The organism is Paraburkholderia podalyriae, from assembly GCF_014397785.1.
Classification (GTDB): Bacteria; Pseudomonadota; Gammaproteobacteria; order Burkholderiales; family Burkholderiaceae; genus Paraburkholderia; species Paraburkholderia podalyriae.
Genome location: NZ_VZQQ01000006.1, coordinates 292634 through 304358, shown reverse-complemented (window position 1 = coordinate 304358; position 11725 = coordinate 292634). Strand labels below are relative to the sequence as shown.

Sequence of the window (11725 nt, the reverse complement as noted above, 5' to 3'; positions counted from 1 at the left end):
GCAGGCTCATGAGGCGGACCTCTGTAATGCGGTAGCCAATCCGCGGATATCAGTGTGATCCACCGTCGACCTTACTGCTACGCCGCCCTCAGGGAATTCTCGCGCCTATGAAAAAGCGAAAAATCAAGCAAAAAAAATCAACATCGCGATTGACATGGAAAGTCATATCAATATCCTCTTCGCAACTCGCGCTCAAACCGGAATCGGCAGATTCAGCCCCGGCGCGAGACGCGTCGTCTTGAATTCCGTCACCTCATAGCGCGCGAGCTGCTGCTCGGCGAACGGATCGCTCGCGAGAATCCGATCGAGCCTGTCGCGCTCGATACGCATCGCGAGAATGATCCCGCCGTCGCGCGGCACCTTCGGGCCGGCCGCCAAGAAGATGCCGGCTTCGAACTGCGTCGCGAGAAACGCGCGATGGGCGTCGAGCGCGTCATCGATGCGATCGAGCGAGGCGGTGTAGATAACGTTGATCACGTACATGGTCGCTTTCACTGGGGGTTAACTGGGCCGTGTCCGGACAAGGCTCTGGATTATCAGTCAGCCGCGGATTCGGCGTCGCGCTAGCGGTTGCGCTCCGCATAACCCTATGCGCTGAGGATATTTCCCAACTTGCCGCCCCTATGAAACAATTTAGGGCTTGGCCGACGGCACACCGGCACGAACCGGGGCGCCGCCCATTTTCATCCGACTCCGGCACCGATCGGAGCCATCGACTCAAACGTCGATCAGCAACAGCGAGAATCACATGCAGCGCAGAAATGTCCTCAAATCCCTCACCGCAATTGTGGCCGGTGCAATGATCCTGACCAGCTTCGGCGCGCACGCCGACGACAAGGTCATCAAGGTCGGCACGATCGGCGGCCCGGACTCGCAGATCTGGGAAGTCGTCACCAAAGTCGCGAAGCGCGAAGGCCTGAACGTGAAGGTCGTCGAGTTCAACGATTACATCCAGCCGAACGCCGCGCTCGACGCGGGCGACCTCGACGCAAACAGCTTCCAGCACCAGCCCTACCTCGATAGCCAGATCAAGCAGCGCGGCTACAAGCTCGTCAACGCGGGTCTCACGTACATCTCGCCGCTGGGCGCGTACTCGAAAAAGCTGAAGTCGTTGAAGGACCTGCCGCAGGGCGCGAAGGTCGCCGTGCCGGACGATCCGTCGAACGAAAATCGCGCGCTGCTATTGCTGCAGGCGCAGGGGCTGATCAAGCTGAAGGCCGGCGCGGCCACGGGCGGCAACAACGCGACCCCGCTCGACGTCGTCGACAATCCGAAGAAGATCAGGTTCGTCGAGCTCGACGCCGCGCAACTGCCGCGCTCGCTCGCCGATGTCGATGCCGCCGTCATCAACACGAACTTCGTGCTGGCCGCCGGCCTGCAGCCGACCAGGGACGCGATCGCGCTGGAAGACATCCATAGCCCGTACGCGAACCTGATCGCCGTGCGCGCGAAGGACAAGGATCAGCCGTGGGTCAAGAAGCTGATCGCGGCGTATCAGTCGGAAGATGTGCGCCAGTTCATCAAGACGCAGTTCAAGGGTTCGATGGTGCCGTCGTTCTAAACGACGCGTGCAGAGCGGTTGCGCTGGCAATCGCATCGCATCATCGGAAGAGGCACTCGCCGCCCAGGCGAGTGCCTTTTTTATAGCTCCAACTCCCATCTTTCGATCACCAGATCGTGGCCGAAGCGGCGTTGCGCCGCGCTGCCGGCCAGCTTGAATCCGGCGCGCTCGCAAAGCCGACGCGGTTCCGCCAACGCGCTCGCGGTGGTCAGCGTGAGCTTCGTGTAGCCCGCGCGCAGCGCGAAGCGCACGCATTCGCCGAGCAACTGCGTGCCGATGCCGAGCCGCCTTACGTCCGGTTCGACCCACAGCATGCGCAGTCCCGCGACCGTCGTCGAGACCCCGACGAGGCAAACCGAGCCGACCACCAGGCCTTCCTGCTCGGCGACCCAGCATTTCTCGCGCAACGGATCGTTGCGCTGCGCGAATTCGGCGACGACGCACGCGAGCAAGCCCTCGAACGTGTGATCCCAGCCGTACTGTGCGGCGAACCACTGCGCCTGACGATGCACGAGCCAGCCGCATTCGCCCGCGCGCGGTTGACGCAGCCTCACGAGCTCGTGCTTCGGCTTGTCGGCGAGCAGACGCTCGATCAGCTTCATCGCGCCGATCAACTGCTCCTGCGACAGCGCGCTGAGCCTGTCGAGCAGGCCGAGCGCTTCGTGGACGGCGGCGGCGTCGAGCGGCGCATAGGTCGCGTGTCCGTGCTCGGTCAATGCGATCAGCGACTGGCGCGCGTCGGTGTCGGACGGGCGGCGTGTGATCAGGTTGCGTCGCTCGAAACTGGTCAGCAGGCGGCTCAGATAGCCGCTATCGAGCCCGAGCGAGCGCCCGAGCACCGACGCCGTCTGCGCGCGCACGCGCGATAGCTCGTGCAGCACACGCACTTCCGTCAGCGAGAACTGGCTTCGGGCCAGATGCTCGTGCAGGGCGCCGATGCATTGGGTATAGAAGCGGTTGAAATGGCGAACGGCCTGAGCGCGCCGCAGCGCCTCGGAATCTGTCAAGGGCACTCCCCGGGACTCTTTATGGTATGTACACGCACTATATCGGCACGCCTGTTATTTACAAAACTTGCGAATCGCAGCGATGCGCAAAGTGGTATTGAACAGGTATTGATCGATGAGGTTTTTCTGATACCACCGTGGTACGCGGACCGCTTGCTGGTATCGCCCAGCGAGTTCGATACGGGTAAGTCCTGGTCTCCGAATTCCCGTCGACACAGCGCCCGGAAAAGGCGATCAGCCTTGTGCAGCAAGGCTTTGCGGCTTGCTGGACTGACATAGAACCACTCGATTGACTGGTATTATGTTGGTTATATAATGGGCTCTCAGTTTTCCTAGGCCGTGCTGCTCGCGGCGTCCTTGGAGCCCTATGGAAACTCGCTGGTCCGCATTGATGCCTGACGTGCGCAACGTCACGCCGCTCTACCTGCAACTCGCGCGCAACCTGGCGACGGCGATCCATTGCGGCGTCTGGTCGGCCGGCGAGGCGCTGCCCTCCGAACGCACGCTGTCCGACGCTATCGGCGTGTCGCGCATCACCGCGCGCAAGGCGATCGAGCTGCTGGTCGAGCAGGGGTTGATTCGGCGCTCGCGCGGCGCGGGCAGCTTCATCACGCCGCGCGTCGAGGATCCGCTGTCGCGTCTCACCGGCTTCACGAAGAAGATGCAGCAGCGCGGTTTCCGCCCGGATTCGGTGTGGCTCGAACGCGACGTGCGCGCCGCCAACCGCGACGAGCTGCTGCACCTCGGCCTGTCACCGGGCGCGGCCGTCACGAGCCTGCGGCGGCTGCGGCGCGCGGACGGCATCGTGATGGCGGTCGAGCATTCGGCGCTGCCGGTCGCGATCGTGCCCGATCCGCTCGTGATCGGCGACTCGCTGTACAGCTATCTCGAGCAACGCGGCGCGGCGGTCGTGCGCGCGTTGCAGCACTTTCGCGCGGTCAACGCGTCGAGCGAAATCGCCGCACTGATGGACATCGAACCGCGCACCGCGTTGCTGGTCATTACCCGTATCGGCTACAGCGCGGATCAGCGCGCGATCGAGCTGACCGACACCTATTGCCGGGACGACTACTACGACTTCGTCGCTGAATTGCGCACCTGAATTGCGCGGTCCGCGTCGGCCGCAAGTCCGGCGGACGCACATTTGCCGCATCCGTATCACGCACCAGAGAGACTCATGCTGACCGGAAACATACTCACCACCGAAGGGTGGATCCACGGCACGCTCGAATACGAAAACGGCCGCATCACGGCGCTGTCCGGCGAGCGCGCCGATCCATCGACGAACGACGCACCGTACATCCTGCCCGGCTTCATCGATCTGCACGTGCATGGCGGCGGCGGCGCCGACGTGATGGAGGCCGGCGACGCGATCGAAACGATCACGCGCACGCATGCGCGCTATGGCACCACGAGCCTGCTCGCGACGACGATGACCGCGCCGCGCGACGAACTGATGAACGTGGTGGCCGGGCTCGGCAACGTCACCCGCGTGCGCACGCCGGGCTGCGCGCGCGTGCTTGGCGTGCATCTGGAAGGGCCGTACATCAACCCCGGCAAGCTCGGCGCTCAGCCCGACGCGGCGGTATCGGCGGTGATGGACGAGGTGCTCAAGTATCTGTCGATCGCGCCGATCCGCGTGGTCACGCTTGCGCCCGAGATCGCCGGCCACATGGAGATCATCTCTGAGATGGCGGCGCGCGGCGTACGCGTGCAGCTCGGCCATTCGCTCGGCACCTACGACGACGCGGTCGCCGCGCTAAAGCACGGCGCGTGCGGTTTCACGCATCTGTTCAACGCCATGTCGCCGCTGCATCACCGCAACCCTGGTCTGGTCGGCGCCGCGCTCGCGCACGCCGAATACGCGGAAATCATTCCCGACCTGCTGCACGTGCATCCCGGCGCGATCCGCGCCGCTCTGCGCGCGATTCCGCGCCTGTACGTGGTGACGGACAGCACGTCGGCCACCGGCATGCCCGACGGCGAATATCGCCTCGGCAGCCAGCACGTGACCAAGTGCCTCGGCGGCGTACGTCTGGCAGACGGCACGCTCGCGGGCAGCACGCTGACGATGGATCAGGCGCTGCGCAATCTTGTTTCGATCGGCCTGCCGATCGCCGATGTATCCCACCGTTTGTCGCGTTACGCCGCCGACTATCTCGCCATCGAGGACCGCGGCCGCATCGCGCGCGGTGCGTGGGCCGACGTTGTCGTATTCGATCGCGAGCTGGCGCTGAGCGCGACCTATGTCGAAGGAGAGGCCATTGTCGAATATGCTTAAGGAAGCGCTCGCGTCCGCCGCAACGGTCGCTGAGCAGCTCAAGGACACCTCGCGCGTCGCGGCGCTCGCCGCGACGCTCGCGCAACAGCCGCGCCATGTCGCGCTGACGGTCGCGCGCGGCAGCTCGGACCATGCCGCCAGCTACTTTGCGTCCCTGACGATGAGCCGCCTCGGCGTGCCGGTCGCGTCGCTGCCGATGTCGGTCGCGACGCTGCAGCAGGCGCCGCTGCAGGTGCGCGATCAGCTTGCGCTCGCGTTTTCGCAATCGGGCAAAAGCCCCGACCTCGTCGGCACCATGAACGCGCTGCGCGCGGCCGGCGCATTGACGGTCGCCGCCGTGAACGCGCCGTCGTCGCCGCTCGCCGACGCGTGCGAGTGGCATCTGCCGCTCGTCGCCGGTCCCGAACTGAGCGTCGCGGCGACCAAGAGCTATATCGCGATGCTGTCGATCTCCGCGCAGCTGGTCGCGCATTGGCAGAACGACGCCGAGCTGCTCGGCGGACTGAGCGCGCTGCCCGATGCGCTGGAACGCGCGGGCCGGCTCGACTGGTCGATGGCCGTGAAGGAGTTGCGCGGCATCGAGCGGATGATCGTGATTGGCCGCGGCCTTGGCCTCGCGATCGCGCAGGAAGCCGCGCTGAAGCTGAAGGAAACCTCCGGCATTCAGGCCGAAGCGTTTTCGAGCGCGGAAGTGCGTCATGGTCCGATGGAGCTGATCGACCGCGACTATCCACTGCTCGTGTTCGCGCCGCGCGGACCGGAGCAGGCCGGTCTGCTGCAACTCGCGCACGACATGCGCGCGCGCGGCGCGCGCGTGCTGCTCGCGGCGCCGGACGACATCGAGGAAGCTTCGCTGCCGCTCGTCGCCACCGCCCACGCGGCGCTCGATCCGATCGCGGCCATCCTGTCCTTTTACGTGATGGCCGCGGACCTTGCCGCCGCGCGCGGGCGCAATCCCGACGCGCCACGCCATCTGAACAAAGTCACCGAAACTCACTGACGAGAATGACGATGCGACGTGTCGAGAAGTCAAATCTGATGAGCCATTCCGAAGATCACATTGTTTTGCTTGCACCGCTGACCGGCCCGGTCGTGCCACTCGCGAACGTGCCGGACCCGGTGTTTTCGGGCGGCATGTTCGGCGACGGCATCGGCGTCGATCCGCTCGAGGGCCGGCTCGTCGCGCCATGCGACGGCGTCGTCACGCATCTGGCGCGCACCGGCCATGCGGTGACGCTCGAGAGCGCCGAAGGCGCGCAGATTCTGCTGCATATCGGTATCGACACGGTCGGGCTGAACGGCAAGGGTTTTGCGCCGATGGTCGGGCAGGGCGCGCACGTGCACGTCGGCGACGTGCTGATCGAGTTCGATCAGGATCAGATCGCGCTCAATGCGCCGAGCCTCGTGTCGGTCATCGCGATTGCGAATTCGGATGCGTTCGAGATCATCGAGCGTGCACCGGCCGGCCACGCGAAGGCCGGCGAAACGCCGCTGCTGGTGCTGCGCGCGCGCGAGGGCGTCAGCCACGACGCGGTGCGCGAGGCGAGCGCTGCGCACATCATGGACGAAGCGCGTCGGCAGGTCACGCTGACGCACGCGGGCGGCTTGCATGCGCGGCCCGCGGCGCGAGCGCGTGAAGCGGCGCGCGGCTTCGACGCGCGCGTCGAGGTGCGCTACGACGGGCGCAAGGCGCCGATCGAAAGCGTAGTGGGTCTGCTGGGACTCGGTGCCGGCGAAGGCGCGAGCATAGAGCTGCTCGGCGTCGGTCCGCAGGCGCAGGCGGCGGTCGATGCAATCGCTGACGAACTGACGCGCGAAGCGCATGGCGAGGTCGAGCAGATGCGCGAGCAGAAGCCGGCGCGGCAAGCGACAACAGCGGCGGCAGTCGTTGCGGCGCCCGCTGCGGGCGAGCCGCTCGCGCCGAATACGCTCGCTGGCGTGTGCGCGGCGCCGGGCGTCGCGCTGGGCAAGCTGGTGCGCTGGGACGACGCGGATCTCGATCCGCCGGAGCAGGCGAGCGGCACGCCGGCGGCGGAGAGCCGTCTGCTCGACAAGGCGATCGCGACCGTCGACGCCGATCTCGACACGATCGTGCGCGATGCGTCGCAACGCGGCGCGGTCGGCGAGGCGGGGATATTCGCGGTGCATCGTGTGCTGCTCGAAGATCCGACGCTGCTCGACGCCGCGCGCGATCTGATCAGCCTCGGCAAGAGCGCCGGTTTTGCGTGGCGCGAGGCGATCCGCGCGCAAATCGGAATCCTCAGTAACGTGGAGGACGCGTTGCTGGCCGAGCGTGCCGGCGATCTACGCGACATCGAAAAGCGCGTGCAGCGCGCGCTCGGCTACACCAGCAGCGCGGCCCGCACGCTGCCAGACGAGGCGGTGCTCGCGGCCGACGAATTCACGCCGTCGGATCTGTCGTCGCTCGATCGCACGCGCGTCACCGGGCTTGTGATGGCACGTGGCGGCGCGACCTCGCACGCGGCGATTCTCGCGCGTCAGGCGGGTATTCCGGCGCTGGTCGCGGTCGGCGACGCGTTGCACGCGATACCCGAGGGCACTCAGGTGGTGGTGCATGCGAGCACGGGCCGGCTCGAATTCGCGCCGACCGAACTCGACGTCGAACGTGCGCGCCGCGAATGCAGCCGCCTCGCCGACGTGCGCGAAGCGAATCGCCGCACGTCGCAGCAGGCAGCCGCGACCTCCGACGGCCGCGCGATCGAGGTGGCCGCCAACATCGCCACACTCGACGACGCGACGGTCGCCATCGACAACGGCGCCGACGCGGTCGGACTGCTGCGCACCGAGCTGCTGTTCATCCACCGCCCGGCCGCACCGAGCGCGGACGAGCATCGCCACAGCTATCAGGCGATCGTCGATGCGTTGCGCGGCCGCACCGCGATCATCCGCACGCTCGACGTCGGCGCGGACAAGGAAGTCGATTATCTGACGCTGCCGCCCGAGCCGAACCCCGCGCTCGGCCTGCGCGGCGTGCGCCTCGCGCAGGTTCGCCCCGATCTGCTCGACGACCAGCTGCGTGGCCTGCTCGCCGTGCGTCCAGCCGGCGCCGTGCGCATCCTGCTGCCGATGGTCACCGATGCCGGCGAACTGATCCGCATCCGCAAGCGTATCGACGAGCTCGCACGCGAAGCGGGTAGTACCGAGCCGATCGAAGTGGGCGTGATGATCGAAGTGCCGTCGGCTGCATTGCTCGCCGATCAGCTCGCGCAGCACGCTGATTTCCTGTCGATCGGCACCAACGACCTGACGCAATACACGCTCGCGATGGACCGCTGCCAGCCCGATCTCGCGGCGCAGGCGGACGGCCTGCATCCGGCGGTGCTGCGCCTGATCGCGGCGACCGTCGAAGGTGCCGCGAAGCATGGTAAATGGGTCGGCGTATGCGGCGCGCTCGCCGGCGACCCGCTGGCGATGCCGCTGCTCGTCGGCCTCGGCGTGACCGAGTTGTCGGTCGATCCGGTGTCGGTGCCCGGCATCAAGGCACGCGTGCGCACGCTCGACTATCAACTGTGCCGCCAGCGTGCCCGCGATGCGCTCGCGCTCGACTCCGCGCAGGCGGTCAGAGCCACGAGCCGCGCCACGTGGCCGCTCGATTGAAAAATTAACGAACTCAAAGACCCGCACGCCGCGCGCACGGCAGCACGTCTGCCCGCGCGCGCGACACGATTCACTGCATTGCTGCACCACTCCCCCAAGCCGTACCCCTACGAGACAAAATTGGAGATACCGATGGATGGAAATCCGTTTCTGAAGATTCAGCGCCTGGGACGCGCGCTGATGCTGCCGATCGCGGTACTACCGGTTGCCGGCCTGCTGCTGCGGCTCGGGCAGCCCGACGTGTTCAACATCAAGATGATCGCCGATGCGGGCGGCGCGATCTTCGACAACCTGCCGCTCTTGTTCGCGATCGGCGTGGCGGTCGGCTTCGCGAAAGACAATAACGGCGTCGCCGGTCTCGCCGGGGCGATCGGCTATCTGGTGCAGATCGCGGTGATGAAGGACATCAACGACAAGCTCAACATGGGCGTGCTGTCGGGGATCATCGCCGGGATCGTCGCGGGGCTGCTGTACAACCGCTACAAGGACATCAAGCTGCCCGACTACCTCGCGTTCTTCGGCGGCAAACGCTTCGTGCCGATCGTGACAGGCGTGGTGTGCGTGGGGCTAGGCATCGTATTCGGCCACGTGTGGGAGCCGGTGCAGAACGCAATCGACGTGGCCGGCCACTGGCTCACGACGGCAGGCGCACTCGGCGCGTTCGTGTTCGGCGTGCTGAACCGGCTGCTGCTGGTCACGGGCTTGCATCACATCCTTAACTCGCTGACGTGGTTCGTGTTCGGCACCTTCACGCCGGCGGGCGGCGCGCCGGTCACGGGAGACCTGCACCGCTTCTTCGCGGGCGACTCGACCGCGGGCACCTTCATGACCGGCTTCTTCCCGGTGATGATGTTCGGCCTGCCGGCCGCATGTCTCGCGATGTATCACGAGGCGCCGAAGGAGCGTCGCGCGATGGTGTTCGGCCTGCTGTTCTCGATGGCGCTCACGTCGTTCCTGACCGGTGTCACCGAGCCGATCGAGTTCAGCTTCATGTTCCTCGCGCCGGTGCTGTATGCGATCCACGCGCTGCTGACGGGGCTGTCGCTCGCGATCTGCTCGGCGCTCGGGATTCACCTCGGCTTCACGTTCTCGGCGGGCTTCATCGACTACGTGCTGAACTTCGGTCTGTCGACCAAGGGCTGGTGGGCGATTCCGATCGGCGTCGTGTACTCGGTCCTGTACTACGGTCTGTTCCGCTTCTTCATCCGCAAGTTCAACATGGCGACGCCGGGCCGTGAGCCCGCCGCTGCCGACGAGCAGGTCGAGTCGTTCGCGGCCGGTGGTTTCGTCGCGCCGGCGGCCGGTGCGGCCGTGCCGCGTGCGCAGCGTTATATCGCGGCGCTCGGTGGCGCGGCGAATCTGTCGGTCGTGGATGCGTGCACGACGCGTCTGCGTTTGTCGGTCGTCGATGCGAACAAGGTCTCCGACAGCGAGCTGAAGTCGATCGGCGCGCGCGGCGTGCTCAAGCGTGGCGCGAACAACGTGCAGGTGATCATCGGACCCGAGGCGGACATCATCGCCGATGAGATGCGTACGGCGATCGCGCAGGGTGAGGGTAGCGCGGTGAAGGCGGCGGGTGCTGCTGCCGTGTCGGCGCCAGCTGCTGCTCCGGCAGCTACCGCGGCCGCGCCGGTCGCGCAAAACGCCGCGCACGCTCACGACGCGCAAGGCGGTCCGCTCGATCCCGATCCGCTGCGCTGGATCGCCGTGTTCGGCGGCGCGGGCAACGTGGTGTCGCTCGATGCGGCCGCGGCGACGCGTCTGCGAGTGGTCGTGCGCGATCCGTCGGCGGTCGATCGTCAGCGCCTCGCGACGCTCGATACCGCGTGGGTATCGACGGACACGTTCCATGTCGTCGTCGGCGAAGCCGCGCAGCGCTATGCGCAGAAGCTGGCCGGGCGACTGTCATCGCAAGGCGGCGGGGGCGCGGCGCCGGTGCCGGCGTGATCGGTTGATGGCTGTGCAGCGCTGTTGAGTCGCGCAGCGATCACAGCACGGCAATAACAAAGCGGCACCTTGTTCCAAGGTGCCGCTTTCGCGTTGACGCGCAACGCGTGGCGCCTGGCGAATCGCCCGCTGTGGCAGTGCCGCTCAATACATCGAATGATGGTTTTCCTCGATCGCCGCGGCGGTCACCTTGCCGCGCATCACCCGATACACCCAGCCCGTATAGAGCAGGATGACCGGCAGGAACACGATCACCGCGAACAGCATGATCTCGAGCGTCATGCGGCTCGACGCCGAATCCCACAGGGTCAGGCTGCTGCGGCCGTCGAGCGACGAAGGCATGATGAACGGGAACATCGAGAAGCCAGTGGTCAAGATCACGCCGACGATCATCAGCGACGTCGACAGAAACGCCGTCGCCTCGAAGCGCGAACGCGCGAGCAGCGCCGCGAGCACCCCGCCGACGAGAGCCGCGAGCGGCGCCATCACCATCCACGGATAAAGCGCGTAGTTGGTCAGCCACAAACCCGGCGCGCCGATCACGGTCTTCATCAACGGATTGGAGACGGCGTCGAGCGGCGGCGCATCGACGATCTGATAGCCGCCGATCATCGTCGCGACGAGCGCGCCCGCGACGAGGAACAGCACCACCGCGCACAGCGCCGCGAGCCGCAGCGCCTTCGACGCGCGCTCGTGAACCACGCCATCGGTTTTCCACTTGACGAACGCGGCGCCGTGCGCGGCCAGCATCGACGCGCTGACGAGACCCGTCAGTAACGCGAACGGATTGAGCAGGCCAAAGAAGCTGCCGTGATAGGTGACGCGCAGGTCGGTATCGAACGAGAACGGCACGCCTTGCAGCAGATTGCCGAACGCGATGCCGATCACGAGCGCCGGTACGAAGCCGCCGATAAAGAGGCCCCAGTCCCACGCGTTGCGCCAGCGCGGATCCTCGCGCTTGCCGCGATAGTCGAAGCCGACCGGGCGGAAGAACAGCGCGAACAGCACGAGCAGCATTGCGAAGTAGAAGCCCGAGAAGGATGCCGCGTAGGCGAGCGGCCACGCGGCGAACATCGCGGCCGCCGCGGTCACGAACCAGACCTGGTTGCCTTCCCATGTTGCGCCGACCGTGTTCACGACGATGCGGCGCTCGGAGTCCGTTTTGGCGATGAACGGCAGCAGGATCGCCGCGCCCATGTCGAAGCCGTCGGTGAGCGCGAAGCCGATCAGCAGTACCCCTATCAAGACCCACCAGATCAGTTTGAGGGCTGCGTAATCCATATGGGTTTCTCCTCCGAGGCGGTGTAGCGG

The 11725-nt window shown here is 66.3% G+C and carries 9 protein-coding genes; 6 read left to right on the top strand and 3 right to left on the bottom strand.

Annotated features, from left to right (window positions below; translation table 11 throughout):
• Window positions 1–192: 192 nt before the first annotated feature.
• Window positions 193–483, bottom strand: a complete 291-nt coding sequence (locus tag F6X42_RS09835; RefSeq protein ID WP_187634017.1) for a YciI family protein — start codon at window positions 481–483, stop codon at window positions 193–195.
• A 265-nt stretch (window positions 484–748) separates the two neighbouring features.
• Here F6X42_RS09835 and F6X42_RS09830 point away from each other — a divergent pair, with 265 nt between their 5' ends.
• The gene (locus F6X42_RS09830) at window positions 749–1561 is read left to right on the top strand and encodes a MetQ/NlpA family ABC transporter substrate-binding protein (RefSeq protein WP_187634016.1); all 813 of its coding nucleotides are present in this window, start codon (window positions 749–751) and stop codon (window positions 1559–1561) included.
• A gap of 80 nt (window positions 1562–1641) precedes the next feature.
• Here the strand turns inward: F6X42_RS09830 and F6X42_RS09825 are convergent, their stop codons facing one another.
• Window positions 1642–2568 carry a bifunctional helix-turn-helix transcriptional regulator/GNAT family N-acetyltransferase gene (locus F6X42_RS09825; protein WP_187634015.1) on the bottom strand — a complete coding sequence of 309 codons (927 nt, stop codon included), beginning with the start codon at window positions 2566–2568 and terminating at the stop codon, window positions 1642–1644.
• Window positions 2569–2935: 367 nt separating this feature from the next.
• Here F6X42_RS09825 and F6X42_RS09820 point away from each other — a divergent pair, with 367 nt between their 5' ends.
• The 5 genes from F6X42_RS09820 (at window position 2936) to nagE (ending at window position 10414) form a co-directional block, all read left to right on the top strand.
• Window positions 2936–3670 carry a GntR family transcriptional regulator gene (locus tag F6X42_RS09820; RefSeq protein ID WP_187634014.1) on the top strand — a complete coding sequence of 245 codons (735 nt, stop codon included), beginning with the start codon at window positions 2936–2938 and terminating at the stop codon, window positions 3668–3670.
• 75 nt (window positions 3671–3745) lie between these two features.
• The gene (gene nagA / locus F6X42_RS09815; RefSeq protein WP_187634013.1) at window positions 3746–4849 is read left to right on the top strand and encodes an N-acetylglucosamine-6-phosphate deacetylase; all 1104 of its coding nucleotides are present in this window, start codon (window positions 3746–3748) and stop codon (window positions 4847–4849) included.
• The gene (locus F6X42_RS09810) at window positions 4833–5849 is read left to right on the top strand and encodes an SIS domain-containing protein (protein ID WP_187634012.1); all 1017 of its coding nucleotides are present in this window, start codon (window positions 4833–4835) and stop codon (window positions 5847–5849) included. The genes nagA and F6X42_RS09810 overlap by 17 nt, the downstream gene beginning before the upstream one ends.
• A gap of 38 nt (window positions 5850–5887) precedes the next feature.
• Window positions 5888–8467, top strand: coding sequence for a phosphoenolpyruvate--protein phosphotransferase (ptsP, locus tag F6X42_RS09805; RefSeq protein WP_187634011.1), 2580 nt, complete (start codon window positions 5888–5890; stop codon window positions 8465–8467).
• Window positions 8468–8599: 132 nt separating this feature from the next.
• A complete protein-coding gene (gene nagE / locus F6X42_RS09800) occupies window positions 8600–10414 on the top strand; it encodes an N-acetylglucosamine-specific PTS transporter subunit IIBC (RefSeq protein WP_187634010.1) in 1815 nt (604 codons plus the stop codon).
• Window positions 10415–10558: 144 nt separating this feature from the next.
• Here nagE and cydB read toward each other — a convergent pair whose 3' ends face one another.
• Window positions 10559–11695: a cytochrome d ubiquinol oxidase subunit II gene (gene cydB, locus F6X42_RS09795; RefSeq protein ID WP_187634009.1), complete on the bottom strand. Its 1137-nt coding sequence runs from the start codon at window positions 11693–11695 to the stop codon at window positions 10559–10561.
• Window positions 11696–11725: the final 30 nt, after the last annotated feature.